Source organism: Bradyrhizobium sp. USDA 3315, assembly GCF_054056795.1.
This window is the reverse complement of sequence record NZ_JBSRYP010000001.1, coordinates 4,218,911-4,243,973: the sequence shown is the minus strand read 5'-3', so window position 1 is coordinate 4,243,973 and position 25,063 is coordinate 4,218,911. Positions and strand designations below refer to the sequence as shown.

Here is a 25,063-nt window from a genome sequence, read left to right as displayed (position 1 = left end):
CCTATTCCGGAAAGTGGCTGACGACGACGAAGCCTACCGTGCCGGCCAGAATCGTCACGAATGAATAGCTGTAGAGATCGATCGAGAAGGGCTGCACCAGCATGAAGATGCCGCCCCCGATCAGGGTCATCGCAACGGCCTCCCAGCGCCCGCGGCTGAAGAAGCGGTGCAATGTCCCCTTGGTTCCCTTGGCCTCCTTAACAACAGCTGAACCGCTCATTTGCGCACCGCTCCGAAGGTGATGCCGCGCAACAGATGCTTGCGGAGCAGCACGGTGAACATGACGATCGGGACGACGAACAGCGTGGTCGCGGCGGCAACCGCCGGCCAGTCCTGCCCGCCCTCACCGATGATGAAAGGGATGAAGGGCGGCATGGTCTGCGCCTCACCGCTGGTCAGCAGAACCGCGAAGGCGTATTCGTTCCAGGAGAAGATCAGGCAGAAGATCGCGGTCGCCGCGATTCCGGTGACGGCCTGCGGCAGCACCACCTTGCGCAGCGCCTGCAGTCGCGTGTAGCCGTCGACGAGGGCCGCCTCCTCGTACTCGCGTGGGATCTCGTCGATGAACCCCTTGAGCAGCCAGACCGCGAGCGAGACGTTCACGGCGGTATAGAGCAGGATCATTCCGAGCCTGGTGTCGGTCAGGTTGAGCTGCCGGTACATCAGATAGATCGGGATCGCGACCGCAACCGGCGGCATCATCCGCGTCGACAGAATGAAGAACAAGAGATCGTCGGCCAACGGAATGCGGAAGCGCGAGAAAGCGTAGGCCGCGAGCGTACCGAGGAAGACGGCGAGGAAGGTCGAACCGAACCCGATGATGAGCGAGTTGACGAAGCGCGGGACGACTTTGGACGGTCCGGCAATGACCATGTCATGCTTGCGGACCAGCTTGTCATACCAGGTCTCCGGGGGCGGCAACTTGGCGATGAAATCAGGTGTCTGGCGGGTGCGTACCGTGAACAGGTTGACATATCCTTCGAGTGTCGGCTCGAAGATCACCTTGGGCGGATAGGCGATCGCATCGCTTTGCGACTTGAAGGCGGTAGCAACGATCCAGACCAGCGGCAGGATCGTGATCAACGCATAGAGGATGACGAGAGCACCAGCGAATGCCTTGGTGCGCGGCGAGGCCTCGACGATCGAGTGTGCGCTGGATCTGGCCAGGACCGATTTGGCTACGGCAGCGGTCATCGTTGCTTCACCTTGTTGAGCGCTTTGACGTAGATGTTGGCGGCCCCGAACACGGTCACGAACAGGATGATGGCGAGCGCGGACGAATAGCCGGTGCGCCACTTCTCGAATGCCGCACGCTTCAGCGTGATCGATACGAGCTCGGTGGTCGACCCTGGTCCTCCGGACGTCAGCAGGTTGACCATGTCGAACATCTTGAAGTTCTCGATCGCGCGAAACAGCACCGCCAGCATCAGGAACGGCACCGTCATCGGCAGCGTGATCGACCAGAACTGCCGCCAGGCCGAGGCACGATCGACCTCAGCCGCCTCGTAGATGTAATCCGGGATCGAGCGCAGCCCGGCGAGGCAGATCAGCATCACGTAGGGCGCCCACATCCAGGTGTCGACGAGCACGATGGTCCATGGCGCGAGCGCGACCTGCCCTGTCATGCTGAAAGAGCTCGGCGGCACACCGGTGAACAAGCTGATCAGATAGTTGAACGGGCCGATCTGCGGCTGCAGCAGCAGCGTCCAGAAATTGCCGACGACCGCCGGCGACAGCATCATCGGCAGCAGGATGATCGTGGTCCAGAAACTATGGCCGCGGAACTGACGGTTGATCAGAAGCGCGAGCCCAAAGCCGACCACGACCTGCAAGGCGACCGAGCAGATCACGAATTGCGCGGTGGTCTGGAGCCGGAACCAGACGTCCTCGTCGTTGAGTATGTCGCTGAAATTGTCGAGCCCGACAAACCGCAGCGGCAGATAGGACATGCTGAGGTTGAGGCTGGTGAAGGACAGCCGGATCATCCAGACCAGCGGAAAGATGTTGATCGCGAGCAGCAGCGCAATCGTCGGCGCGACGAACAGCCACGCGATGGTCCGGTCGGACAGACCATGGCCGCGGCGCGCGGCGCGGGATTTGGCTGGCTCGCTCACGCCCGGGATCGTAGCATGGTCGGGTTGCAGGATCGTCGTCATCTTGTCCATCGGCTGGCTGGTTCGGCTTCCCCGAGGCTGACCTCGGGGAAGCCAGTTCAGTTGGGACGCGGCGTTCGGGCTATTGCGAGGCGACTTGCTTGCCCTGTTCCTTGAACACCTTGGTCCAGTCCTTGACCAGGAGATCGAGCGCCTGCTGCGCCGTGCCCTTGTCGGCGACGACGTAGTCGTGCACCCGCTTCTGCATATCAAGCAGCAGCTGGGCGTAGGACGGCTCGGCCCAGAAGTCCTTGACGATGCCCATCGACTCCAGGAATTGCGGCGCGAACGCCGCGCTCTTCGGGAAGTCCGGCGCGTCGACCACCGCCTTGAGCGCCGAGTAGCCGCCGATCTGCCACCATTTCTGCTGCACGGCAGGCTGCGCGAACCACTTGATATAGGCGAGCGCGTCGTCCTTGCGGTCGGAGGTCGCAACCACCGAGATGCCCTGTCCGCCGAGCTGGGTGAAGTGCCCGTTCGGGCCGGCCGGATTGACGAAGAAGCCGATCTTGTCGCCACCGACATTCGGATCCTTGTAGAGGCCGGGGAAGAAGGCGAACCAGTTCATCTGCATCGCCACCTGGCCCGACTTGAAGGCATCGAGCCCTTCCTGCATGTAGGCGTTGGTCATGCCCGGCGCGGTGCAGCACTTGTAGAGCTCCTTGTAGAATTCGAGCCCCTTGGCCGCCTCGGCGGAATTGACGATGCCCTGCATCTGGTACGGCTTCTTCGGATTGTCGTAGCTGAAGCCGTAATTGTAGAGGACGTTGGTCACGCCCATCGTGATGCCTTCGGAGCCGCGCTCGGTGAAGATGTAGGCGCCGTAGACCTTCTTGCCGTCGATCTCGCGGCCCTGGAAGAACTCCGCGATCTGCTTCAACTCGTCATAGGTTTTCGGCGGCGCCAGATCACGACCGTACTTGGCCTTGAAAGCCGACTGAATGTCGGGCCGCGAGAACCAGTCCTTGCGGTAGGTCCAACCCACGGCGTCGGCCATCGCCGGCAGCGCCCAGTAGTTCGCCGAGTTCTTTGGCCACTGCGAATAGCCGACAACGGTCGCCGGGACGAAGTCGTCCATCGAGATGTGCTCTTTGTCGAAGAAATCGTTGAGCTTGACGTACCACTTGTTCTCGGCGGCGCCGCCGATCCACTGGCTGTCGCCGATGATCAGGTCGCAGAGCTTGCCGTGGGAGTTGAGCTCGTTGAGGAAGCGATCCGCGTAGCTCGTCCAGGGGACAAACTCGTACTTCATCTCGATGCCGGATTGCTTGGTGAAATCCTTGCCGAGTTCGACCAGCGCGTTGGCCGGATCCCATGCCGCCCAGCACAGCGTGAGCTGCTTACCCTGGGCCGCAGCTTCGCCCCCGCCAAATATCCCCAGCAGCGCCGCCCCGAGAACCGTGGTGGCCGCTGAGCTTCTCAGCCAATTGAATGTCCGCATATCCGTTTCCTCTCTCGTTGAAGCGTCCAACCCGCTCAGCGCGCCCTGCCGGAGCGACGCCAAGACCCTGAAACCGAGTTTGAGGAGCGATGAGTGAAGGACGAGACGGACCGCTGCCGGAGACGGCTCCGGCATGGCTTGGGCTCCTCCTGCACATCGGCGCTCGATGCGCGATGTTTAGTTTTTTGTATTACTAAACGTAGTACTAAATTTTTTGGCCCGTCAAGTCGGTTCTCGCGACCTTGGCGAAAATATTCCCGACGCTCGCACGCGCACGCGTCGATGTTCGCAATGCAACAAATTGTCCGAGAATTGCAGCGAATGCGGCGAACAACGACTGCCGGCCTGGTCCAGCGGACGCAATTCGGCCCGTCCCGATAACAGGAAAGCCAGAAGGTCAGCCCCAGCCAGAATGTTTAGTATGTGACTTTACTGAACGTTCAACAAAGCGATTGAGCGCGCGAGCAGCCTCCGTGTCGGCCGAAATCTGCCATTGCCGCGAACTGCCGGGCCCACCATTCGTGTTATCGACCGGACACCGGGATCCTGAGGCTTGCGGTCAAAATGCACCCCATTGCCAACACCACGCCCACGCCTGCGACACAGGCGACCCATCCGAAGTGATCGAACAATTGACCAAGCACCGCGCTGCCGACCAGGCCGCCGAAGAAATAGCAGGCAAGGTAGGTGCCGCTGGCAACCCCGCGGTTTGTTCGCGCCGCTTGCCCGACGAAGCCTGTGGCGCAGGCTTGCGCAAAGAACGTGCCGATCCCCATCAGCACCATCCCCGCGAGCACGTCCGCAAGGTGCGATGAGAGCATCAGTGGCAGGCCTAGAGCGGCGATTGCGAGACCGCCCCAAAGTGATAGGCGCATGCCGAACAGTGCCACCGCTTTGCCAGCCAGCAGCGTCGTGACGACGGAGGGGAGAAATACGAAATAGACAAAACCCACCCCCATCATACCGAGCGACAGTGGGGCACGGACCAGGATGAAGTTGACGTAGGTAAAGGTGCCGATGAACGCGAACAGGATGCAGAAGCCAAGGCCGAAGGCCGCGCGTAGGGCCGGATCGTGCCAATGCTCTATCATTGCCGAAAGTGGCGATTGTGCTGGGCCGATGGAGTGCATGGGCTGGACGCGCTTGATTGTGGAGTAGACCAGCAGCGCGCCTGCGAGATTGAGCACGGCAAAGAAATAGAAATTCGTCGCCAGGCCCAGATTGTCGGACACGGACGCCGAGAGGAGACGCCCGATCAGATTGCTTGCGACGTTCCCGGTGATATAGGCGGCGAGGGCGCCGCCAGCATCCATTGCGCTGCACTGTTCGCCCAGATAGGCAAGGGTTAACGTAAAGGCTGACGCCATGCAGAGGCCCTGCATGATGCGAAGAATGGTGAAGACGGCAAGGTTCGGTGCGACGGCAAGCAAGCTCGTCGGAATCGCGAGCAGAAGCAGGCTTGCCAGAATGCCGGTCCTGCGATCGATGTGCGGGCTGAAGGATCCGACCACCAGTCCTGCGACTGCCATGCCGATCGTGCTGGCATTGACAGCGAAGCCCATCGCACCGGGCGTGACGCCGTAGTGCCGCGTCAGAGTTGGTAGAATTGCTTGAGTTGCGAACAGGTCGACGACGGTCAGGAATGCGGTGAGGCCGATCACCAGAGATCGCAGCGCCACGTCCGGCGAATGACCGTGCTCTTGCATTGGTTTCGCTGAGACTTCCATCGGCATATCAGTCATCGCCGCAGCTCCTGTGATCGAAGGGAGATGTAACGCCCGGGCGTGCGGGGCCAACACGTGGCTCCCGGGTCGTCACATCCGGTAACGAGGCGTGGGGCTGGAGCACTCGTTACATGTTGTGGTCAGTCGGATCCTTGCGGACATCACCCACGTAGAGAATGACGGTCTCTTTGCCGAGGTTCTTCCACCAGTGCGAGGTGCCGTAGACCTCCGGTCGCAGGTCGCCAGCCTTGTGCACAATTGGGTCGACGCAGTTGCTGGCGTATTCGACGACCTCGCCCTGCTGGACAAAGATCAGCGCCGGCCGATCGTCATGGCTGTGCCAGGGCACGATGCCACCGGGCTCGATGGTCAGCTTGCGGAAGCGCAGTTCGCGTCCCTCGATATGCGCGGGTTGCTTGCCGAGATCGATGGATCCAAGCGTCACGTCGGTAACACCAACCGGCTTGTAGTCCACCATCGAGCGGGCATTGGCCTTCATCTTGTCGGCGGGACATTCGCCGGCGAAAGCCGCGGATGCTGTCGCGAGCGAAATGGCAATGGCGCTCGCGACGCCGAGAGCTCGCCGGATCTTGCGCGAGGTTGCGATGTCATTGAACATGTTGTTGTCTCCTTGATGTCGCGGCCCCGAAAGGCTGGCCGGCGTGTCAGGAGCATCGCGCAAGGCCCTTGCTTCGGGAAATGCCGGTTGGCTGTTGAGTCGATAGCGGCGGGCTATGCGACTCAAGCGCGGCCGAGCATGTGCTTGATGTCGGACGCGAAGGTCGGACAGGCGGAGATGTGGTCACGAAGCTCGCTCCCGCGGGTGCCGAGTTTCATTGCAAGGCCGAACATATCTCCAAGTTCATGACCGGCATGGCCCACGATGGACATCAGGAAAGGAACGGTAGCGAATTTGCCAATTCACAGTACGTTATAGCGGGACATAGAAAACCCCTCGGGGGACGGCCATCCCCGCTCAGGCGTCCAACACGAAATGCGGGCCCGCTCTGATATCGATAGCCCAATGCTATCGTGCTTTGTGCAATGCTCCTGGCGGAGACAAAGGCGCCTCTGGTGGGCGGTCCGCGCAGGAATTGCCATCTGAAGGTCAAACATACGGGAGCAAGGGATGACATCGCTTTCCCCAGCCGACGCCGAGCGGCTCAAGGTCGCCTTTCAGCGCTGCCGGGAGATGGAAGGCACTCTCAACGAGCAGCTCCAAGCCTATGCGGCAGCAGGCCGGGAAATCTTTCCGGCCTATGGCGACGCAGTCGATCGCCTCGTTATCAGGGTCAACGAAAATGGCGGCGGCGAAAACGCGCCGCGTCCTGGCGAGCCGATGCCACCTTTCGTGCTACCCGACGAAAGCGGTCGCCTAATCGCCTTGCCCTCTCTGCTCGAGCGAGGCCCGGTGGCGGTGATGTTTTTCCGCGGCCATTGGTGCCCGTATTGCCGACTCAATGTCAGGGCCGTGATCAAGGCCTATGACCGCATCAAGGCTCTGGGGGCGGACGTCGTCGCCGTCATGCCCGAGACACAGGAATATGCGGCAGAATTCAAGTCCGAAGCCGGAGCACCGTTTCCAGTGCTGACCGATCTCGACAATGGCTATGCGCTGTCCCTCAACCTGGCGATCTGGCTTGGTGCAGAGATTGAGCGGCTTCTCTCTTATCTCGACATGCCGAGCTTTCACGGCAACGACGGTTGGGTGTTGCCGATTCCTGCGGCCTTTGTGATCGGATGCGATGGCATCGTCAAAACGCGTTTTGTTGATCCCGACTTCCGGCGCCGCATGGCGATCGAGGATCTACTCGGAGCTCTGAAGGACGCGAGGTAGGCGCTTCCGGGCGACCCGCGTGCATTGGTACTCTCACGCGGCTCGGCTCTTCTCCAAAAACTGCCGCCAATCCGTGCCACGCAGCATGCGCATGACGGCAGATGCGACCGCAGTTCGCTCGCGACCGGCGACGCCGTAGAGATTGACCGTGCGTCGGGCATCGAGTCCCTCGACCGAGGTACGTTTGAGCGTCTGCGGTATCCGCGAGGTGTCAGGAACCACGGCGATGCCGATACCGGCCTCAAGCAGCTCAATGAGATCGCGCTCGCTCGAGATTTCGTGGCAATGATCGACGTCTATGCCGTGCTCTCGCAAGACGGTGTTCAAGCGCGGGCCATACTCGCAGTATCCACGCGACAAAAGCTGTTCGGAACGCAGATCATCGAGGTCGATGCTGTCCTGATCGGCAAGCCGGTGGTCAGCGTTGACGACGAGCTGAAAGTCCTCCGTAAATAGCGGCCAAGTGTCGAGCCGCTCCCAATTCGGGTCGAGCTCAGCTGCAATTCCTAGCTCCGCCTCGCCTTTCTTCAGCATGTCTCCGACTTCGCGGCCATTGCCACGGAGAAAACGGAATTCCAGCCGATTGAACTGGCGCTTGATCTGATCGAGGAAGGGAATCAGCAGACACAGATCGATCGAGTGGGTGAGCGCGATTCTCAGCGCGCCGATCTCGCCGCTCTTGAATGACGAGGCGAGCGAGCGAGCGCCGGCGGCGGCCTCGTAGCATTGCTTCAGCAAGGGGTGCATGCGCTGACCAAGCTCGGTCAATCCGGCCGGACGCTCGCGGCGAAACAGGTCGCCGCCAAGCTCTGCCTCGAGCTGCTTGATTGCTCGCGTCAGCGATGGCTGGGTGACATTGCACTCATCAGCAGCACGCGTGAAGTTGAGCGTCCGCGCGACCGCGAGGAAGTACCGAACCTGATGCATTTCCATGGCCGAACTCCCCTGATCCGGCTCACAGTCTAGCCGATTGAGGGCCAAGGCGGCCATAGCGCGCACCTATGGTTTTGGAAGTCAAAGGGTATTTCCGTGAATCCATTTTGCGATGCAGATTTTGGGCGATCGTCGGATACCACCGACGCAAGCGGGATTGAGAAGATGAATGTCCAGATCAAATCGCATGCCGACGTTGACGCAAAATTGCTCGATGGCAGGGCCGCCCTGGTGACCGGCTCAACCAGCGGGATCGGGCTTGGCATCGCCCGCGCGCTTGCCGCGGCTGGCGCAAACGTGATGCTGAATGGCTTCGGAGCCGCGGCCGAGATCGCCAGGACGAAGGATGCGATAGAAGCCGATCATGGCGTCAAGGTCGGCTATTCAGCGGCCGATATGACGTCGCCAGATGCGATCGCCGAGATGGTCGCGGTGACGCTGGCCGACTTTGATCGGCTCGACATTCTCATCAACAATGCCGGTATTCAGCACGTCGCACCGCTCGACCAGTTTCCGGTCGAAAAATGGGATCAGATCCTTGCGATCAATCTATCGTCCGCGTTCCACACCACGCGGCTGGCACTGCCGGCGATGCGCAAACAAGGATTCGGCCGCATCATCAATGTGGCATCTGCGCATGGGCTGGTCGCCTCGCCGTTCAAGGGGGCCTATGTCGCCGCCAAACACGGCATTGTCGGCTTGACAAAGGTAGCGGCGCTCGAAATCGCCGAGGAAGGTATTACGTGCAACGCCATATGCCCTGGCTATGTCTATACCCCGCTGGTCGAAGCTCAGATCGATGGACAAGCCAAGGCGCATGGAATCTCTCGGGATCAGGTGATCCGCGACGTGCTGTTGGCCCAGCAACCGAACAAACGCTTTGCGACAGTCGAGGAGATCGGTGCGCTGGCGGTTTTCCTGGCGAGCGAAGCAGCCGCGTCGATTACCGGAATTGCTTTGCCGGTCGATGGCGGTTGGACAGCACATTGAGACGACGCTCGTAACAGAGCCGGGCGCGCTTGCGAATATTAGACCAGGCCGGAATGGGAGCACAACATGCAGGACAGAACTTCGTCGCGAAATATCAAATCGCTGGCCAAGGATCTCCCCGGCCAGGTCGTTCTGGTGTTGCAAGGCGGCGGCGCCTTGGGCTCGTACCAAGCAGGTGTCTATCAAGCCTTGCACGAAGCAGGCATCGAGCCGGACTGGATCATCGGCACATCGATCGGCGCCATCAATGCCAGCCTCATCGCCGGCAATCCGGTCGAGAACCGGCTGTCACGCCTGAAAGAGTTCTGGAAGCGGATGGAGCAAAATCCGGTCTGGAACATCCGGACGGCCTTTCCCGACTTCAATGACCGGCTATCCTACTGGGCGACCATCACCCACGGAATTCCCGGCTTTTTTCGTCCGAATGCCCTTGCTCATGCGGGTGACAGCTACCCGCTGGGTGCCGAACGGGCCGGCTATTACTCGACCGCGCCACTGGAGCAGACCCTGTGCGAACTCGTCGACGTCAAGCTACTCAATAGCTGTTCGCCGCGCCTGACGGTCGGGGCCGCCCACGTGCGGACCAGCCAGATGCACTATTTCGATAGCCGCGACGGGGAACTCACCATCAGGCATATTATGGCCTCCGGCGCATTGCCGCCGGCCTTTCCCGCCGTCCGCATCGACGGCGAGCTCTATTGGGACGGCGGTATTCTGTCCAACACGCCGACTGAAGTCGTGTTCGATGACAATCCCCGCAAGAACTCGCTGATCTTCGCTGTCCATCTGTGGAATCCTGCGGGCCTGGAGCCGACCACGATGGCGGAGGTGCTGAATCGACACAAGGATGTCCAATATTCCAGCCGCATCATGAGCCACATCGCACGCCAGCAGCAGGCGCATCGGTTGCGTCACATCATCAACCAATTGGCCGAACGGCTGCCCGACAGCGAACGCAACACCCCGGAGGTGCGCGAACTGGTCGGTTACGGCTGTCAGACACGCATGCACGTCGTGCGTCTGCTTGCGCCGCAGCTTGATCGCGAAACCCACACCAAGGACATCGATTTCAGCCCGCGCGGCATCATGCAGCGGTGGGACGCTGGTTACTCGCACACGAGAGCAGCCCTTGAACACGCGCCGTGGGTTGGCGAGTTTGATCCGCTGTCGGGCGTGATCCTGCATGAGCAGATGGAATTGATGCCGGTGGCGGCGGAATAAGGTGCGCGCCAGGAACAGGATTGCGCGATGGGGGAATTACTCGTCCGATCCAGCTTCCGCAGCGAAGAGGTCCTTGTCAGCAAGAGGGACCTCACCTAGCCACGCCGATCTCATCGCCTCGTGGACAAGCGAACCGACAGCCCACGAATAGGGCCTCCCCTTGACCGTGGTCAGGCTTATTTCCCGCCAGAACTCAGGATTGACCAGCGGGCTGGCAACGACGTCCTTATTGGATATCGAAGCTGCCGCTTTCGAGCATAGCCAGCATCCAGTCGTCTGTCTGGTGCCGGCGGGTCGGCTATTTTGACTGAAGTGTCACGACAGGTGACCACGTGTCGTCAACACCCGACTGCTCGAGGAGCTTGCAGCGGTCGAGCATCAGTTCAGTCGGCCTGTCGTGAGGACGCTGGCGCAAGACAGCCTCGAAGCAGCATATGGCGCTGGCGAAGTCGCGCTTGCGATATTCAAGTAGTCCCTGTTCGTAATCGATGATCCAGGCCGGGTAAGCGTCGCCTGCAGCCGAACCGATCAGTTCATGCACGGCGAGGCCTTCTGTCTTGCCGTAGACGGCTATGCGATCGATCTCGCGTGTGATCATCGCCCCCTGAACGAGGCGCTTGGTCTCGGCGCCGATCAGAATTTGCGTCTCATAGTGCTTGTTGGCGCCTTCGAGGCGGCTCGCCACGTTCACGGCATCGCCAATCACCGTGTAGTTCAGCCGCAATTCGGAGCCGACATTGCCAACCAGCATGCGGCCGGAATTGATGCCGATCCGGATTTGCAGGGGATGGCCCTGGTCGTCCCTGACGCCCGCGGCCTCAATGCCCTGGCGGCAGACGAGTGCTGCACGGCAACAGAGAAGGGCATGTTCGGCCTGCGCTGTCGGCGCGCCCCAGAATGCCATCACAGCGTCGCCAATGAATTTGTCGATGGTGCCGCCGTGGGCGACGATGACTTCGGAGGCGACGTCGAGATATCGCGACAACAGCGGCACAACCCGATCCCCCATGCGCTCGGAAAGCCCGGTGAAGCCGGCCACATCGATAAACATTACCGTCAGCTCCTGGATCGAGCCGCCAGGTTTCGCCTCGATGCCCTGGCGAAGGAGCGACCGGACCAGATCGGCAGGAATGAATTTGCGAAAAGCAGACAAGCCCTGCGCCATCTCGGCTATCGCGCCCGAAAGGCTCGAAATCTCGGCGAGCCGCGACGGGTGGCGGCGCACCTGTTCCAGCGCAAAACTTTCCACATGTCGGATTTCGCCGACCACACGGGCGAGCGGTGCGGCGATCACCGACCGCGCCAGCATCGCAGAGAACAGGGCGGCGAGCAGCGCACCGATGGCAAGACCGATGATGAGCCGTCGCAGCGTGGTTTCGACCGGGCCAAGAAACTCAGCCTCAGGGATCACGGTCGCCAGGCACCAGCCGGTAAATGGTAAGGGCGTCAGCCCAACCTCATAGGCTGCGCCATCGAGGGTAAGCCGCCGCCGCCAGGCTTCCTTGCGACCGTCCTCGCCGGCCAGTGTCAGAGCCATCCGCGCCAACGACAACAGATCGATCCGGCTGTGCGCGGGATGCAGTTCGTCGGCGTTCTTGTCGGGAGCCGCGATCAATTCGTCGCCGGCACCGAGGATGAAAGCCGTTCCGGTGCGGCCGACCTCGAGCTGGGCGAGGAAACGGGAGAGCCTGGTGTACTCGATGATGATCGCAAGGACGCCCTGACGTTCCTGATAGACATCGATCGGCCCCGCGAAGGCGATCGATGGGCGCGGGCCGATCGGATGGTCGACGACCCCGAACCACTGCGGGCCCTTGGCCTCCATGCCGATCTTGAACCAGTCCTGCATAGTGACGCTAAAGTCTGTGGGTTCGAAACGGCGGGATTCAAATTCGATGTCGCCGGGGATAACTTCATATTCGTCGATGCGGCGCTGGCCGACATGGTCGATCTTCGAGATCTCCATCATCTCGAGATGGCCGTCACCGAGCTTATGCGCGGCGAAGAAGGAACCGTCGGGCCACCCGAAGGCGACCCAGGAGATCGTCGCTTGCGACTGCAATTGTGATAGGAACACGAACTCGCGCTTGTCGGCCTCGCGGGTATCGAGCACGTTCTGCAGGAACAGCGTGCGCACGGCGGTGTGGGCGGCGCGCGCTTCATTGACGATCGCGGACACCTCTTTGCGAACGGCAGCAACGATCTGTTCGTTGATCGTCGAGGCGAGCTGCCGGCTGATCGATTCGGCCGTGCGCCACCAGAGCAGGCTCGAGGCGGCGGCGGTGAGCAGGATCGCCGTAAGGACCAGCGCCGAGACGGCAAGACGAATGCTGATCGTCAGCATCCTCGCCGAAGACGGTGACCGCGGTCGTTCGAGGGCGCTGGGGCGTTCAAAGGCGTTCATGTTGGCCTTCGCCGGCGGTCGGAGGGCTTGATGGCGATACGCTTGCGTCCGGCAGATTGTTACGTCCCGGAATTATGACAGGCGGAGCGTCGCCATCGCCAATGCTCGACCCGCCCGGTTTCCATAGCGACAAGGCATTGGAGGCTCCGGTCGATGCCAGCGTATTTGATCGGCACGCAGACGGCACAAGAGCCATTTGCGTGACACCTGCAGCGAAGTCACGGATTCGTGAGCTGCCAACACCGTAACGGCGGCAGCGAACGGAACGAACCTTTCGATGCGCCCCCGACGCCTCAGGAGGCGACGCAAAATAACGATGTGGAGAGATCTATGAAGAATGTCATCAGCTCGCTTGTCCTTGCCGGCGCCGTTTCGACCGCGCTTGCAACCCTTGCCACCGCCGCTCCCCTCACCAAGGCCGAGGCGGATGCAGCGACCGCGGCCCACAAGGAGAAGTGCTTCGGCGTCGCGCTGAAGGGCCAGAACGATTGCGCGGCCGGCCCCGGCACGACTTGCCAAGGCACCTCGACGGTCGACTTTCAGGGCAATGCGTGGAAGTTCGTGCAGGGTGGCACCTGCACCAGCATCCAGCTTCCGAACGGGAAGACCGGATCGCTCAAGCCGGTCTAGTCGCACCGCACGGCAGACGTTCACGATCATAGAGAAAGCGGAGAGACGACATGAACGCTGCGATCTCGTCCCGGTTGCTCGCAGCCGAGCCTCCCCGCTTTCCCGCGCTTGCCATACATGGCCTGGCTGGCACCAGCTTCAAGCCCGGGCACCTTGCTGCGATCCTTGGCGCGGGACGGCAGCGTGGCTTCTTCGAGGTGCATGCAGAGAATTACATGGGCGCGGGCGGGCCGCCGCATCGCGCGCTGGAAGCCGTGCGCCGCGATCATCCGGTATCATTGCATGGTGTGTGCATGTCGATCGGCGGCGAACGGCCGCTCGACAAGGCGCATCTGAAGCGCTTCCGCGATCTCGTCGAGCGCTACGAGCCCGCGCTGGTATCGGAACATCTCGCCTGGTCGACCCACGACACCACCTACTTCAACGACCTGTTGCCACTACCCTATACCGAAGCGACGCTCGCACGGGTCTGCGATCATATCGATCAAGTGCAAGACGCCATCTGGCGGCCGCTGCTGCTGGAAAATCCGTCGACCTATCTCGCATTCACCGAATCGACGATGAGCGAGACCGAGTTCATCCGCCGCGTCGCGGAACGCACCGGATGCGGACTGCTGCTCGACATCAACAATGTGTTTGTCTCGGCAAACAATCACGGCTTCTCCGCGCTCGACTATCTCTCCGACTTTCCGTTGTCACGCGTCGGCGAAATCCATCTCGCCGGTCATGCCGAGCAGCTCGACGATGAAGGCGACCTGCTCCTGATCGATAGCCATGACAGACCGGTCAAGGACTCGGTGTGGAAGCTGTTCGAGATCGTCATCTCGCGCTGTGGTCCCGTCCCGACGCTGGTCGAATGGGATAGCAAAATTCCGGACTGGCCCGTGCTGAAGGCCGAAGCGGCCGCGGCGCAAGCAATCCTCGACCACCACCAGCGGGAGATGCGCTATGCTGCCGCTTGAGGAGGAGCTCTCGTCCTACGCGGCGCGCTTCGCGGCTGCGCTGATCGACCCTGGGCGCGAGACGCCCTCGCTCGTCACCGGGCCGAACGGAAAGGCGGCGGTCCGGCGCTACAACGTCTATCGCAACAACGTCACGGTCAGCCTGATCGATGCGCTTGCCGCGGTCTACCCTGCGATCCAGCGCATCACGGGCGTCGAGTTCTTCCGTGCCATGGCGCGTTTCCATGTCCGGGCCTCGCCGCCAACATCGCCACTCTTGCTCGACTATGGCCGCGACTTTCCCGCGTTCATCGAAACCTACGAATATGCCTGTGCCATGCCCTGGCTAGCGGATGTCGCGCGGATCGAGCGGGCCTGGCTCGATGCCTATCATGCCGCCGATGCCGCGCCACTGTCACGGGATGCGCTCACTCTGGTTCCGCCGGAGCGGCTGGCGGATGTGGTGTTCACCGCACATCCTGCAGCAGGACTCGTCCGCTCGCCTTTCGCGGCGGTGACGATCTTCGCCACCAATCGCGGCGGAGAGATGCCGGGTCCGATCGACGCGGGAACGCCGGAAGATGCTCTGATCACCCGGCCCGAGATGGACGTCGCCGTGCGCCATCTGCCCGAGGGCGGCGCGGTGTTTCTGACAAACCTGATGTCGGGACGGCCGCTTGGCGACGCCGCAGCGTCGGCACTTCAGTCCTCGCCCGGCTTCGACATCGCGGCGAACATCGCGGGCATGATCGAGGCTGGCGCTTTCACATCAATCAATTTCGGAGAAGCATGATGGTCATCGATCAGCATTTTGGCGCCAGTGAACGCTACCGGCTGAGTCACCTCGCTGACAAGGCCGAGCGCCTGATCCAGACAGTGGCCTTGCCGTCGCTGGTTCAATTCGTGATGCGCGTGGCGCTGGCGGTGCCGTTCTGGAAATCCGGCATCCTGAAATGGACCGGCTTCCTCAAGCTTAGCGACACCGCGGTGACGCTGTTCACCGACGAGTTCATGCTGCACCTGCCAGGCGGGCCCTATCACTATCCGCTACCTGCGGTGATGGCATTCCTGTCCGGATGCGGCGAGATTACCTTTCCGGTGCTGCTGGTGCTCGGCCTTGGCACCCGCTTTGCCGCACTCGGGCTGTTGTTCATGACCATGATTGTCGAACTCACCGTGCCCGACGGCTGGCCGATCCACCTCACTTGGGCGGCGATGGCGCTCGGGATCATGGCTTGGGGACCGGGACGCATCTCGGCGGATCATCTGATACACGGATTCCTTCGGCAAGCGAACTGAGTACTCAAGCTAGCGTCCGCATCCCTTTTCCGGCCGCTCATGACGGTCTGGTTGCAGGTTCGAGTCCTGCCGGACCCACCAAGACACGTTGCGCCGTTACCATTTCAATAGGCGCGGGCGAAGTCGCCCTCCTGCTTGATGTCAGTGAATACAGGAAAGCGCGCCTTCCACGGCGTGCCCTTGGCCGTCGTCAGCTTGTTGAGCCGCTCAAGCACGCCGAGGCCGTCCTTGCGCAGGCTCGCCGAAACCGCCGCAAGGTCCGGGAAATTCTTCAGGACGGCATCGAGCCAGATGGTGCGGCCGGCCAGGAAACCGCCCGCGCCCGCGGCATAGGCGAAGTCGAGGACGCGCTCGAATTTTTCCGGCGCGGCGCCGCCCGACAGCAAGACCCAGGGAATGCTCCGCTCGCGGCAGATATCGCCGATCGCATCGAATTCCTTCTGCGCGGCCTTGGCTTCCGCGCTGCCGTCACGGGCCGGCAGACTGTTGGCCGCGAGAGGGCTCTCAAGCTTCAGGAGATCGACGCCGTATTCGGGCCTGGCAAACTCGCGCACGCTATCGATGACGAGGCCCGGCAGCTTGCCGGGCGATTCCACGTAATCGGCGGTGTGATTGGCGCTGCCAAGGAACGGATAGACCAGCAGTTCAAGAACATAGGGAACGTCGTGGCGGGCGCACTCCTCGCCAATCTCGCGCACGAAGCGCTTCTGATGCTCGTTGACCGCGGCGTCCGCATCCGGCCGATACCAGGCCAGCACCTTGACGGCGTCGCCGCCCATGGCGCGAATTTTCTCCACACTCCAGTTGGCGATCGCGCGCGACTTGCGACCGCCCGCGGTCTCCTCGACGCGATGCTCCTCCAGCGTCATGATCAGGCCGCAGCGCGGCGGCAACAGATCGATCGCTGCGGGCACGGCAAAATTCGGGTCGAACAACATCGAGCTGCAATGCGGTGCGAGGTTCTCCACGAGGAGCCGCTTGGCCGCCGTGACGTCGGAATATTCGACCTGATCCCGCGTGATTCCCTTCGCCTTCGCAATGGCATCGAACAGCGGCGGCCGCTGATCCAACGCCACCATGCGAAAGTGGCCTTCCGCGTCAGCAAGCCGTCCCAGCCCGCGGTTCTTTCCAATCGTTCTCATGGCTTCGTCCTCATGAATGCAAGACAGTCGTTGATGGTGGGGATTCCGTTGCGGCCACCGGCGTGGCGACATTTCATCGCGGCCGTGGCTGCGGAAAACGCCATGGCGTGGCCCACATCGAGGCCGACGCCGATCGCAAGGGCATAAGCGCCGTGGAAGACATCGCCAGCACCGGTGGTATCGACGACATCGACGGCATAGGCGGCGCGCCGGTGCAGCTGGCCATTCTCGTACCAACTGACGCCACCCTCGCCGCGCGTAGTGGCGATGACGCGGCAGCCGAAGCGCGCCAGTGCTGCGAGCGATTCGTCTTTGGCAGATCCGGCGAAAGAAGCGAGCGCGGGCTCGGAAAAGATCGCGTGGTCGGTCAGGGGCAGCAGTCGCTCGAATACCTCGGCATCAGCCATGTCGCCGTCGAGCACCGTCGGAATGCCGCGCGCACGCGCCTCGCGAAACAGCGTCGCGGCGCCCTCCACCCAGCGCGGATCGGCCAGCACCGAGGATGCGCGAGCGACGGCTTCAAGCGGAAGCCAATCGGCCGCTTCCGGAAACAGACCACGGAAGTTCACGATCTGCCGCTCGCCCGAACTGTCGACAATGATCCCCGAGACCGATGAGCGGCCATCGGGAAACAGCCGGAAATTCTCGACGTCGACACCTTCGGCCGCAAAAGCCGACCGCATCTCGTGCCCGGCGGCATCGTCCCCTGCCCGCCCCCAGAACGCGACGGAGGCACCGAGCCGCGCGACCGCGACCGCGGCATTGGCGGCCATTCCGCCGCCAAGGGTACCGTAGTCGATGGCCTTTATCTTCTCGCTGTTGCCCGCAAAGAGCCGATCGACGCGCCAGACCTGATCGAGCGCGGATAGCCCAAGGCAGATCACCTGGACGCCCCTGGCTCCCGACGCCACATCCGCGAGCGCCGAAAGAGCTGCTATGTTCGCCGATGCGCTCACCGCAAAACCTGCCCGTTCGCTGCATCGAACAAATGCGTCTTGCCCGGCTGCGGCCGCAAGCTGAGGCGGTCGCCGAGCTTTGGTCGCAACGACGGATCGACCCTTGCGATCGCGGAGACGCCCGCGAGATCGAAATGGATCAGCGTATCCGAGCCGAGCGGCTCGACCAGCTTGACTTTGATGGCGATGCCGTCGGCCGCATCGGTCGCGACGGCAAAATGTTCAGGACGAATGCCGAGCACGGCGTTTCCGGCCTGCCGCAGGCGGCTTGCGGCCTCGCCGTCCAGCGGCACCGCCGTTGCGCCTTGCGAGAGGATCGCGCGCTCCTCACGCCATTCGACCGGGAAGAAGTTCATGGCCGGCGAGCCGATGAAGCCGGCGACGAACTGGTTGGCCGGCCGCTCGTAGACCGTCTCCGGCGTGTCGTATTGCTGGATCGTCCCGTTCTGGAGCACCACGATCCGGTCAGCCATCGTCATGGCCTCGATCTGGTCATGGGTCACGAAAACCATGGTGGTCTTGAGCTCCTGCGATAGCGCCTTGATCTCGGCCCGCACCTGTCCGCGCAGTTTTGCGTCGAGGTTGGACAACGGCTCGTCGAACAGGAACGCCTTGGGATTGCGCACAATCGCACGGCCCATGGCGACGCGCTGGCGCTGTCCGCCGGAGAGCTGCTTCGGCTTGCGATCGAGATAGGGCTCGATGTGCAGGAGTGCGGCGGCACGCTTCACGCGCGCATCGATCTCCGCCTTTGGCGTTCCCCGCAGCTCCAATGCGAACGACATATTGTCGTAGACGCGCATGTGCGGATAGAGCGCGTAGTCCTGGAACACCATCGCAATATCGCGCTGTGCAGCTTGCACGCCGTTGACGCGCTTGTCGCCGATGTAGAGGTCACCCGACGTGATCGGCTCGAGACCCGCAATGATTCGCAGCAGGGTCGACTTGCCACAGCCGGACGGCCCGACGAAGACGACGAATTCATGGTCCGCGATCTCCAGATTGAGATCGGGGATCACGGTGAAACTGCCGTAGCGCTTGACGAGGTTGCGGATCGAGATCGAGGCCATGATCGCCTAACCCAGCGCCAGTACCGGCTTGATCAGTTCGCCCCTGGCAAAGCGGGCGAAATTCTCAGGCAGCGCCGACAGGCCGAACTCGCCGTCGACGAGGACGCGGTATTCGTCCTTGAACTTGCGCAGCAGCTCGATGTTCGGCTCGAAATCCGAGACCGGAAAGTAGAAGGTCCGGATCATGTAGAAGTCCTTGCGGCGGAACACCTTGCCCTCCTCGATGGTCCAGGGCGCGGCGTTCTCGCCGACCAGCACCAGCGCGCCGCGCGGCAGGACAAGCTCGATGCCGAGGTTGCGCGCCGCATGCGCGCCGGAGCATTCCATGATGAGAGCAAAGCGCTTCGAGGTGTCGCCCACGGGATGCGCCTTCGCGCCGAAGGATTGCGCGATCTTCAACCGCGTCGCATTGGGGTCGGCAACGTAGATGTCGTTGTAGCCGAGCGCACGGAGCGCCAGCACGACGCCGAGGCCGACCGGCCCGGCGCCCATGACAAGAACAGGTCCGGCCTCACCGGGCGGCACCACGCGGCTGACGAAACGCACGGCGTGGCCCGACGTGCCGATGGTGTCGAGCAAGAGCGGCGCAAGGCTGTCCTCGATGTCATCGGGCACCGGCAGCAGGCAATTTTCCGGCACCGGCACGTATTCGGCGTAGCCGCCCGGCCGGTTCCAGCCGATCAGGCTGGAGACCTCCAGGCACATCTGGGTATCGCCGCGCTTGCAGGCCGCGCAATGGTCGCAGTGGAGTGGAATATAGACGGCACAGCGGCGACCATGTAGCCGGTGACCGGGCTGCTCAACCACGCCGAAAATCTCATGGCCGGCGGTGAACTCTGCGCCCTTGTGCCAGAGCTTGAAGTCAGAACCGCACAGCGCGGTGCGCGAAACGCGCACGAGCACTTCACCTGTGCCGACGTCAGGCATTGCCACGCGCTCGATGGTGATGCGGTCGCCGCCGTGGAAGACCGCGGCCTGCATGATCGAATTCGGACGGGGTGACACGTTCATCAGATACCTAGCCTTTCACCGCACCGAGCGTCAGTCCGGACACCAGCCAGCGCTGAACCAGGGCAGCCAGCACCAGCGGCGGCAGTGCGATCAGCGTCGCCGCGGCCATGAGAGCGCCCCATTGCGTCGAGCCTTCGCCGATGAAGTTGAAGGCCGCCGCGATCAGCGTCTTGGTGTCGCCGTTGGAGAGCACCAGCGCAAACAGGAAGTAGTTCCATGAGAAGACGAAGGCGAGGATCGCCGAGACGGCGACGCCGGACGCCACCAGCGGCAGCGCGATGCGCCAGAGGATGCGCGTGACGCTGCATCCGTCGACCTGCGCCGCCTCGAAGACGCTGCGCGGGATGCCGTCGAAGGATGGCAGCAACACCCAGATCACGATCGGCAGCGTGATGACCGCGTGGCTCAGGATCAGCGCGGTGTAGGAGCCGATCATCCCGACCTGCCGGAACATGACGTACCACGGCAGCAGGAACAGCGTGCCCGGCGCCATGCGCGCTGCGAGCGTCAGGATCGCCGGCCATGAGATCCGTGTCCAGGAGACGGCGAAAGCGGCGGGGATGCCGAACAGTAAGCCGAGCGCCGTCGAGCCGACGGTGACGATGAGGCTGTTGAGCGCATAGCTGAGGAACGGCGTGGTCTTGGTCAGCTCGACATAATTGTCAAGCGTCGGCGTGAAGATCAGCGTCGGCGGATAGGCGGTGACCTCGAACGACGGCTTGAACGAGGACAACACCATCCAGACCGTCGGCGCCATGATGAGCACGCCGGCCAGCACGAGCTGCACGGTGTTGAGCCAGCGGATCCAGCGGTCGGTGTTGGCGGCATCCGTCATGACATCACCACGCCACAGCGCCGCGCAGGCGGTTGAAGGCGAGCACGGCGCCGAACACGATCGCCGTCAGCGTCAGCATCAGGGCGCTGGCGTAACCGATGTTGAAGAATTCGAAGCCGACCCGGAAGCCGTAGATGTTGAGCGTGTTCGAGGCGTTGCCGGGGCCGCCCTGGGTCGTGATGTAGATGATGTCGAAGAAACGCAGGAGATCGACGCTGCGCAGGATGGCCGCGGTGACGATGGTCGGCAAGAGCAGCGGCAAAGTGATGCGCTGGAAGGTCTTGAACGGCGATGCCCCGTCGATCTGCGCGGCCTCGTAGACGCTCGGCGGCAGGGATTGCAGGCCGCCCAACACGATCAAGGCGACGTAAGGCGTCCACTGCCAGCTGTCGATCAGAGCGACGGTAGGGATAACCCAGGTCGGCGACGCCAGCCAGTCCGACGGCGGCAGGCCGAACGACTGGAGGATGTAATTGGCCGCGCCCAGCGAAGGATCGAGGATCACCAGCCACATCATGCCCGCCACCACTGGCGGCATCATGAACGGGGAGATGAACAGCGAGCGCACGATTCCCGGCAAGCGCCTGGCGTGAAACAACACCAGAGCCAGCCACACGCCAAAGACGAGTTGGAGCACCAACGACAGCACATAGAGCGCTATGGTGATCCAGAGCCCGTGCCAAAACTCGTAGTCGAAGATCAGCTTTGAGTAATTGGCGAGGCCCGCAAAGGATTGCTTGCCGGTCGAGGAGAATGTCTGGAAGCCGAGCCAGATCGTATAGACGACCGGAAACGCGATCATCGCGACCGTGAAGATCACGGCCGGCGCCGAGAGCGTCGCCATTTCCAGCTTCTGCCGGTCCTGCGTGAGTGTCGCAGCCGCGTCCGACATGCGTCCGTTTCCTTGAGAGTGAGGCGCCGGCAGGCATAAGCCTGCCAGCATCAGGCGGTTACTTCTGGGCGATCAGCGCATCGAGCGCCTTGTCGGCATCAGCACAGGCCTGGTCGATGGGCTTCTGCTTCAAGATCAGGTCCTGCACGGCCTGGCCGATGAATTCGCGTGATTCCGGGTTGGCGATGATGGGATAGCCGACCTCGGAGGAGCCCTTCGTGGCCAGCACGTCGAGCGCAGCCTGCCATTCCTTGCGGACGGGTTCTTCGTCGATCCATTTACGGTACTCAGGATCCTTGGCAACCGACGGCCGCGGCGGGGCAATGCCCTGGAGCGCCATTTTCTTCTGCACCTCGGGGCTGGTTGCCCACTGCACGAAGTACCAGGCCGCGTCCGGCTGCTTGCTGTGCGAAGACACCGCCATGCCCCAGCCGATCGTGGTCGGCACCTGGCCGGCCTCGCCTGCCGGGAACGGCAACAGGCCGGTGTCCTTCAGGCGCGCGCCGCCCTCCATCACCGTGCGCAACTCGTTCGAGGATTCGAATGCCATCGCGGCGCGGCCGCTGCGGTAGAGCGCCGAAATCTGCTGGAAGCTGTAGTTGACCACACCCGGCGGACCGAAGTCGCGCAGCAGCCGGCTATAGGTGTCGAGTGCTTCCTTGCCCTTGGCCGAGCAGAGGTTCGACTTGCCGCCTGCGATGTAGCTGCCTCCGATGTTGTGCAGCATGTTGCTGAAGGTGTAGGCGACCGCGGGCTTGAGGCCACGCGAGACAAAGGGCGTGACAGCGCTGTCGCAGGTTTTGATCTTCTCGGCCGCCGCCTCGACATCCTTGATGGTCTTTGGCGCCTCGATGCCGCACTTCTTGAAGATGTCGGTGCGGTAATAGAAGATCGGACCTTCGATGTTCATCGGCATGCTGGTCAGCTTGCCCCCGAAGGTCGCAGCCTTGAGCAGGGCCTGGCTCAAGCCGGCCGGGTCGTATTCCTTGGCCACCTCGTTCTTGGCCATCGCAGTGAGATCGCCGTACCAGCCGGCCGCGGCGAACTGCTCGCCCTCGCGCGAAGGCAGCGTCATGAACACGTCGACCTCGTCGCTGTTCGCATTCATGACGGTGACCAGGCGCTGGCGCATCTGTTGTTCCTGATAGCCGTCGACCTTCAGGGTCATGCCGGTCAGCTTCTCGAAATCGGCCTTGTAGGTCAGCAGCGCCTGCGCGACGGGATTGTTATTGGCGAGAAAGGTGACGGTCCTGCCCTTGAATTTCATCCAGTCGAAATCGGCCGCATGAGCCTGCGCGCTGACGGCGACAATCGCGAGAACGGGCAACGCGACGTGCGTCGCGAGCATCCTGACCTTCATCGAACTCTCCTCCCGGCTGGCCGCCTTAAGCTGGCGGGCAATTTTGAACGCGGCTTGAAAACGGTTACAATTTAGACCTCACATCGGTTGTGTCAAGCAATGGACAAACCGGATATTCTGCGGCAAATTTACGAGATTACCGCTGCCACGCGGTTTACCCCATCGAATGTAACGTTACATTGATGCGATTGACCAACGCCAAATCCGTGAAACAGGGCATCCGCGCCGTCGCAGCCCGTGCCGGCGTCTCAACGGCCTCGGTGTCGCGCGCGCTCAACAATCCCGATGCGGTAAGCCCTTCCCTGCGGGTGCGCATCGAACAGGCCATCGACGCGCTCGGCTACATCCCGCATGCGCCGGCGCGCATCCTGTCGTCACGGCGCTCGCGCACTCTTGGCGCGATCGTTCCGACAATCGACAACACGATGTTCGCGCGCGGCATCGCCTCGCTACAGCAGTATCTCTCCTCGGTCGGATACATGCTGTTTCTCACCACGAGCGGCTACGATCTCGACGTCGAATTGCAGCAAGCGCGCAATTTGATCAGCCGCGGCGTCGATGGACTTGTGCTGCGCGGTGATTGCCATCACGAGGGACTGCGCAAGTTGCTTGCGGACAACGCGGTTCCCTTCATCAATGTCGGCATCTACCAGCCTGATCGACCCCACCCGTGCGTCGGAACCAACAACGAAGCGGCCGCCCATCGCGCCGCTGCGCATGTCATCGAGCTTGGCCACCGCCGCATCGGGATCGTCTCGGCGCTCCAGCGCAACAACGACCGCGCCAGCGCTCGCGTCGCCGGCTTTCGCCGCGCGCTCACCGAGAACGGCCTGGAGCTTCCGCCGCAATGGCATGTCGAGGTGCCCTACACGCTGGATGACGCGCGAGAAGCGGCTCGCTATCTCCTCAACCTGAAGGATCGTCCGACCGCCGTCGTCTGCGGCAACGATGTCATCGCCTACGGCGTCTTGCTCGAGGCGGAGCGCGATGGATTTTCGGTGCCGCGCGACCTGTCGGTGGTCGGCTTCGACGATCTCGACTGGAGCCGCCATTTGCGGCCGAGCCTGACCACGATCCACGTACCGACCGGAGAAACCTGGCAGCGCGCCGGGGAATATCTGGTGCGCAGCCTCGCCGGCGAGCAGACCATCATGCATCGCGAGATCGACTTCTCCCTGGTGGTCCGTGAATCGACGGCTCCCCCTCTCAAATCCTGAAGCGAGACCCCTGCAATGCGCTCAAATTTCTCTCTTGCGTCCGGCTTCCATGCCGTGGTGATCGGCGGCGCCGGCGACATTGGCGCCGCGATCAGCAATCAGTTTTGCGATCTCGGCGCGACGGTGACCGCAACGGCGGCCAACGAGACCGATCTGGCGCGCACCCTGCTGAAATCGCGCCCCGGACTCGCACTGGCGACGCTCGACGTCACGAACGACGCCGCTGTTGCGTCCTTTGCCCAACAACAAAAGCGCGTCGATGCGCTGGTCAACTGCGCGGGAATCCTCGCCCGCGACAAGGAATACGAGATCGAGACCTTCATGAAGGTGCTCGACGTCAATCTCACGGGCACTTTTCGAACCTGCATGGCGTTCCGCCCGCTTCTCGCCGAGAGCAAGGGCGCGATCGTCAATCTTGCCTCGATGAATGCGACATTGGCGCTGCCGCGAATCCCGGCTTATTGCGCCAGCAAGGGCGGTGTCGTGATGCTGACCAAGGCGCTCGCCTTGGCATGGGCCGAGCAAGGCATCCGGGTCAATGCGGTTGCGCCCGGCTATATCGAAACGGCGATCAATGCGGCCGGCCGCACCGATCGCGCGCACTATCAGCGCATCGCCGACCGCACCGCGTTCAAGCGCTGGGGTCAGCCGGAGGACATTGCGGGAGCCGTCGCATTCCTCTGCATGCCGGCATCACAATATGCGACCGGCACCGTCGTCGCGGTGGATGGCGGGTTTCTTGCCGGATGAGCCAGGAAACCAACGGATACGGCCTGCATAATGTCGCCGGAAATGTTTGGGAATGGTACGAGGACCGCCTCGCACCGTCGGGAGTCCCCTTGAATCGCGAGCCTGCACCGAACCGCTCGACGCGCGGTGAATCCTGCCTCGAGTCCCACGGCAGCCGCCACCGCTTCGCAGCGCGAAACCCGAACGCGCCGGTCGGCTCGTCGGGCACGACCGGCTTCCGTGTCGTGCGCACCGGGCAGCTGCGGGATCCGGCATAG

At 62.4% G+C, this 25,063-nt stretch carries 26 protein-coding genes; 11 read left to right on the top strand and 15 right to left on the bottom strand.

The features are described 5' to 3' along the window. Window position 1 precedes the first annotated feature (1 nt). The 6 genes from ACVIYL_RS19545 to ACVIYL_RS19520 all read right to left on the bottom strand — a co-directional run bounded on the left by ACVIYL_RS19545 (window position 2) and on the right by ACVIYL_RS19520 (window position 5,937). Window positions 2-220, bottom strand: coding sequence for a hypothetical protein (locus tag ACVIYL_RS19545; RefSeq protein ID WP_057021016.1), 219 nt, complete (start codon window positions 218-220; stop codon window positions 2-4). After that, window positions 217-1,194 (bottom strand): carbohydrate ABC transporter permease, encoded by a 978-nt coding sequence (locus tag ACVIYL_RS19540; RefSeq protein WP_016843403.1) that lies wholly within the window; start codon window positions 1,192-1,194, stop codon window positions 217-219. Before ACVIYL_RS19540 ends, ACVIYL_RS19545 begins: the two co-directional genes overlap by 4 nt. Next, on the bottom strand, window positions 1,191-2,165 hold the full coding sequence (locus ACVIYL_RS19535) for a carbohydrate ABC transporter permease (protein ID WP_456779516.1): 975 nt from the start codon (window positions 2,163-2,165) through the stop codon (window positions 1,191-1,193). The genes ACVIYL_RS19540 and ACVIYL_RS19535 overlap by 4 nt, the downstream gene beginning before the upstream one ends. A gap of 70 nt (window positions 2,166-2,235) precedes the next feature. After that, window positions 2,236-3,594 (bottom strand): ABC transporter substrate-binding protein, encoded by a 1,359-nt coding sequence (locus ACVIYL_RS19530; RefSeq protein WP_028335636.1) that lies wholly within the window; start codon window positions 3,592-3,594, stop codon window positions 2,236-2,238. 524 nt (window positions 3,595-4,118) lie between these two features. Then, on the bottom strand, window positions 4,119-5,336 hold the full coding sequence (locus ACVIYL_RS19525) for an MFS transporter (RefSeq protein ID WP_456779515.1): 1,218 nt from the start codon (window positions 5,334-5,336) through the stop codon (window positions 4,119-4,121). Between the two features lie 109 nt (window positions 5,337-5,445). Next, the gene (locus ACVIYL_RS19520; RefSeq protein ID WP_225159961.1) at window positions 5,446-5,937 is read right to left on the bottom strand and encodes a cupin domain-containing protein; all 492 of its coding nucleotides are present in this window, start codon (window positions 5,935-5,937) and stop codon (window positions 5,446-5,448) included. Window positions 5,938-6,447: 510 nt separating this feature from the next. Here ACVIYL_RS19520 and ACVIYL_RS19515 point away from each other — a divergent pair. Then, window positions 6,448-7,155: a peroxiredoxin-like family protein gene (locus ACVIYL_RS19515; RefSeq protein WP_225645767.1), complete on the top strand. Its 708-nt coding sequence runs from the start codon at window positions 6,448-6,450 to the stop codon at window positions 7,153-7,155. A 33-nt stretch (window positions 7,156-7,188) separates the two neighbouring features. Here the strand turns inward: ACVIYL_RS19515 and ACVIYL_RS19510 are convergent, their stop codons facing one another. Next, on the bottom strand, window positions 7,189-8,088 hold the full coding sequence (locus ACVIYL_RS19510) for a LysR family transcriptional regulator (protein ID WP_253607387.1): 900 nt from the start codon (window positions 8,086-8,088) through the stop codon (window positions 7,189-7,191). A gap of 165 nt (window positions 8,089-8,253) precedes the next feature. Here ACVIYL_RS19510 and ACVIYL_RS19505 point away from each other — a divergent pair, with 165 nt between their 5' ends. Continuing rightward, window positions 8,254-9,078, top strand: coding sequence for a 3-hydroxybutyrate dehydrogenase (locus ACVIYL_RS19505; RefSeq protein WP_456779514.1), 825 nt, complete (start codon window positions 8,254-8,256; stop codon window positions 9,076-9,078). 66 nt (window positions 9,079-9,144) lie between these two features. Next, window positions 9,145-10,299: a patatin-like phospholipase family protein gene (locus ACVIYL_RS19500; protein ID WP_456779513.1), complete on the top strand. Its 1,155-nt coding sequence runs from the start codon at window positions 9,145-9,147 to the stop codon at window positions 10,297-10,299. A 298-nt stretch (window positions 10,300-10,597) separates the two neighbouring features. Here ACVIYL_RS19500 and ACVIYL_RS19495 read toward each other — a convergent pair whose 3' ends face one another. Then, window positions 10,598-12,436 carry an adenylate/guanylate cyclase domain-containing protein gene (locus ACVIYL_RS19495; RefSeq protein WP_456779512.1) on the bottom strand — a complete coding sequence of 613 codons (1,839 nt, stop codon included), beginning with the start codon at window positions 12,434-12,436 and terminating at the stop codon, window positions 10,598-10,600. Between ACVIYL_RS19495 and ACVIYL_RS19490 the strand changes: the two genes are divergently transcribed. The 5 genes from ACVIYL_RS19490 to ACVIYL_RS19470 all read left to right on the top strand — a co-directional run bounded on the left by ACVIYL_RS19490 (window position 12,429) and on the right by ACVIYL_RS19470 (window position 15,573). Continuing rightward, window positions 12,429-12,734, top strand: a complete 306-nt coding sequence (locus ACVIYL_RS19490; protein ID WP_456779511.1) for a hypothetical protein — start codon at window positions 12,429-12,431, stop codon at window positions 12,732-12,734. The two genes, ACVIYL_RS19495 and ACVIYL_RS19490, sit on opposite strands and share 8 nt — an antisense overlap. Window positions 12,735-13,033: 299 nt before the next feature. Then, window positions 13,034-13,333 carry a BufA1 family periplasmic bufferin-type metallophore gene (locus tag ACVIYL_RS19485; RefSeq protein ID WP_038377692.1) on the top strand — a complete coding sequence of 100 codons (300 nt, stop codon included), beginning with the start codon at window positions 13,034-13,036 and terminating at the stop codon, window positions 13,331-13,333. Window positions 13,334-13,383: 50 nt separating this feature from the next. Beyond that, on the top strand, window positions 13,384-14,295 hold the full coding sequence (bufB, locus tag ACVIYL_RS19480) for an MNIO family bufferin maturase (RefSeq protein WP_456779510.1): 912 nt from the start codon (window positions 13,384-13,386) through the stop codon (window positions 14,293-14,295). Then, complete coding sequence (locus ACVIYL_RS19475; protein WP_456779509.1) at window positions 14,282-15,067, top strand: HvfC/BufC N-terminal domain-containing protein; 786 nt, start codon at window positions 14,282-14,284, stop codon at window positions 15,065-15,067. Before bufB ends, ACVIYL_RS19475 begins: the two co-directional genes overlap by 14 nt. After that, window positions 15,067-15,573: a DoxX family protein gene (locus tag ACVIYL_RS19470; RefSeq protein ID WP_456779508.1), complete on the top strand. Its 507-nt coding sequence runs from the start codon at window positions 15,067-15,069 to the stop codon at window positions 15,571-15,573. The genes ACVIYL_RS19475 and ACVIYL_RS19470 overlap by 1 nt, the downstream gene beginning before the upstream one ends. Window positions 15,574-15,677: 104 nt before the next feature. Here ACVIYL_RS19470 and ACVIYL_RS19465 read toward each other — a convergent pair whose 3' ends face one another. Genes ACVIYL_RS19465 through ACVIYL_RS19435 form a run of 7 tightly spaced genes read right to left on the bottom strand, consistent with a single transcriptional unit; the run spans window position 15,678 to window position 22,839 of the window. After that, window positions 15,678-16,715: a tagatose 1,6-diphosphate aldolase gene (locus tag ACVIYL_RS19465; protein WP_456779507.1), complete on the bottom strand. Its 1,038-nt coding sequence runs from the start codon at window positions 16,713-16,715 to the stop codon at window positions 15,678-15,680. Continuing rightward, a complete protein-coding gene (locus ACVIYL_RS19460; RefSeq protein ID WP_310881846.1) occupies window positions 16,712-17,671 on the bottom strand; it encodes a sugar kinase in 960 nt (319 codons plus the stop codon). The genes ACVIYL_RS19465 and ACVIYL_RS19460 overlap by 4 nt, the downstream gene beginning before the upstream one ends. Continuing rightward, window positions 17,668-18,741, bottom strand: a complete 1,074-nt coding sequence (locus tag ACVIYL_RS19455; RefSeq protein WP_456779506.1) for an ABC transporter ATP-binding protein — start codon at window positions 18,739-18,741, stop codon at window positions 17,668-17,670. Before ACVIYL_RS19455 ends, ACVIYL_RS19460 begins: the two co-directional genes overlap by 4 nt. Window positions 18,742-18,747: 6 nt before the next feature. Continuing rightward, the gene (locus ACVIYL_RS19450; protein WP_253607375.1) at window positions 18,748-19,752 is read right to left on the bottom strand and encodes a zinc-dependent alcohol dehydrogenase family protein; all 1,005 of its coding nucleotides are present in this window, start codon (window positions 19,750-19,752) and stop codon (window positions 18,748-18,750) included. A gap of 7 nt (window positions 19,753-19,759) precedes the next feature. Further along, complete coding sequence (locus ACVIYL_RS19445; protein ID WP_028335651.1) at window positions 19,760-20,587, bottom strand: carbohydrate ABC transporter permease; 828 nt, start codon at window positions 20,585-20,587, stop codon at window positions 19,760-19,762. A 4-nt stretch (window positions 20,588-20,591) separates the two neighbouring features. Further along, window positions 20,592-21,479, bottom strand: coding sequence for a carbohydrate ABC transporter permease (locus ACVIYL_RS19440; RefSeq protein ID WP_456779505.1), 888 nt, complete (start codon window positions 21,477-21,479; stop codon window positions 20,592-20,594). Between the two features lie 58 nt (window positions 21,480-21,537). Further along, a complete protein-coding gene (locus ACVIYL_RS19435; protein WP_198400206.1) occupies window positions 21,538-22,839 on the bottom strand; it encodes an ABC transporter substrate-binding protein in 1,302 nt (433 codons plus the stop codon). A 182-nt stretch (window positions 22,840-23,021) separates the two neighbouring features. On the opposite strand from ACVIYL_RS19435, the gene ACVIYL_RS19430 reads away from it, so the two are divergent. The 3 genes from ACVIYL_RS19430 to ACVIYL_RS19420 are packed head-to-tail and all read left to right on the top strand — an operon-like array spanning window position 23,022 to window position 25,063. Next, complete coding sequence (locus ACVIYL_RS19430) at window positions 23,022-24,056, top strand: LacI family DNA-binding transcriptional regulator (protein WP_456779504.1); 1,035 nt, start codon at window positions 23,022-23,024, stop codon at window positions 24,054-24,056. 15 nt (window positions 24,057-24,071) lie between these two features. Then, window positions 24,072-24,806, top strand: coding sequence for an SDR family NAD(P)-dependent oxidoreductase (locus ACVIYL_RS19425; protein ID WP_456779503.1), 735 nt, complete (start codon window positions 24,072-24,074; stop codon window positions 24,804-24,806). Continuing rightward, entirely contained in the window at window positions 24,803-25,063 is a 261-nt protein-coding gene (locus ACVIYL_RS19420) for an SUMF1/EgtB/PvdO family nonheme iron enzyme (RefSeq protein ID WP_253607371.1), read from the top strand. The genes ACVIYL_RS19425 and ACVIYL_RS19420 overlap by 4 nt, the downstream gene beginning before the upstream one ends.

What these genes read in the sequence shown, in the direction of transcription:
- ACVIYL_RS19440 (WP_456779505.1), bottom strand. Translation starts at nt 21,479, where the DNA reads ATGTCGGACGCGGCTGCGACACTCACGCAGGACCGGCAGAAGCTGGAA.
- ACVIYL_RS19445 (WP_028335651.1), bottom strand. Translation starts at nt 20,587, where the DNA reads ATGACGGATGCCGCCAACACCGACCGCTGGATCCGCTGGCTCAACACC.
- ACVIYL_RS19430 (WP_456779504.1), top strand. Translation starts at nt 23,022, where the DNA reads ATGCGATTGACCAACGCCAAATCCGTGAAACAGGGCATCCGCGCCGTC.
- ACVIYL_RS19475 (WP_456779509.1), top strand. Translation starts at nt 14,282, where the DNA reads ATGCTGCCGCTTGAGGAGGAGCTCTCGTCCTACGCGGCGCGCTTCGCG.
- ACVIYL_RS19530 (WP_028335636.1), bottom strand. Translation starts at nt 3,594, where the DNA reads ATGCGGACATTCAATTGGCTGAGAAGCTCAGCGGCCACCACGGTTCTC.
- ACVIYL_RS19515 (WP_225645767.1), top strand. Translation starts at nt 6,448, where the DNA reads ATGACATCGCTTTCCCCAGCCGACGCCGAGCGGCTCAAGGTCGCCTTT.
- ACVIYL_RS19525 (WP_456779515.1), bottom strand. Translation starts at nt 5,336, where the DNA reads ATGACTGATATGCCGATGGAAGTCTCAGCGAAACCAATGCAAGAGCAC.
- ACVIYL_RS19540 (WP_016843403.1), bottom strand. Translation starts at nt 1,194, where the DNA reads ATGACCGCTGCCGTAGCCAAATCGGTCCTGGCCAGATCCAGCGCACAC.
- ACVIYL_RS19545 (WP_057021016.1), bottom strand. Translation starts at nt 220, where the DNA reads ATGAGCGGTTCAGCTGTTGTTAAGGAGGCCAAGGGAACCAAGGGGACA.
- ACVIYL_RS19425 (WP_456779503.1), top strand. Translation starts at nt 24,072, where the DNA reads ATGCGCTCAAATTTCTCTCTTGCGTCCGGCTTCCATGCCGTGGTGATC.
- ACVIYL_RS19510 (WP_253607387.1), bottom strand. Translation starts at nt 8,088, where the DNA reads ATGGAAATGCATCAGGTTCGGTACTTCCTCGCGGTCGCGCGGACGCTC.
- ACVIYL_RS19535 (WP_456779516.1), bottom strand. Translation starts at nt 2,165, where the DNA reads ATGGACAAGATGACGACGATCCTGCAACCCGACCATGCTACGATCCCG.
- ACVIYL_RS19465 (WP_456779507.1), bottom strand. Translation starts at nt 16,715, where the DNA reads ATGAGAACGATTGGAAAGAACCGCGGGCTGGGACGGCTTGCTGACGCG.
- ACVIYL_RS19450 (WP_253607375.1), bottom strand. Translation starts at nt 19,752, where the DNA reads ATGAACGTGTCACCCCGTCCGAATTCGATCATGCAGGCCGCGGTCTTC.
- ACVIYL_RS19485 (WP_038377692.1), top strand. Translation starts at nt 13,034, where the DNA reads ATGAAGAATGTCATCAGCTCGCTTGTCCTTGCCGGCGCCGTTTCGACC.
- ACVIYL_RS19420 (WP_253607371.1), top strand. Translation starts at nt 24,803, where the DNA reads ATGAGCCAGGAAACCAACGGATACGGCCTGCATAATGTCGCCGGAAAT.
- ACVIYL_RS19470 (WP_456779508.1), top strand. Translation starts at nt 15,067, where the DNA reads ATGGTCATCGATCAGCATTTTGGCGCCAGTGAACGCTACCGGCTGAGT.
- ACVIYL_RS19505 (WP_456779514.1), top strand. Translation starts at nt 8,254, where the DNA reads ATGAATGTCCAGATCAAATCGCATGCCGACGTTGACGCAAAATTGCTC.
- bufB (WP_456779510.1), top strand. Translation starts at nt 13,384, where the DNA reads ATGAACGCTGCGATCTCGTCCCGGTTGCTCGCAGCCGAGCCTCCCCGC.
- ACVIYL_RS19520 (WP_225159961.1), bottom strand. Translation starts at nt 5,937, where the DNA reads ATGTTCAATGACATCGCAACCTCGCGCAAGATCCGGCGAGCTCTCGGC.
- ACVIYL_RS19500 (WP_456779513.1), top strand. Translation starts at nt 9,145, where the DNA reads ATGCAGGACAGAACTTCGTCGCGAAATATCAAATCGCTGGCCAAGGAT.
- ACVIYL_RS19435 (WP_198400206.1), bottom strand. Translation starts at nt 22,839, where the DNA reads ATGAAGGTCAGGATGCTCGCGACGCACGTCGCGTTGCCCGTTCTCGCG.
- ACVIYL_RS19455 (WP_456779506.1), bottom strand. Translation starts at nt 18,741, where the DNA reads ATGGCCTCGATCTCGATCCGCAACCTCGTCAAGCGCTACGGCAGTTTC.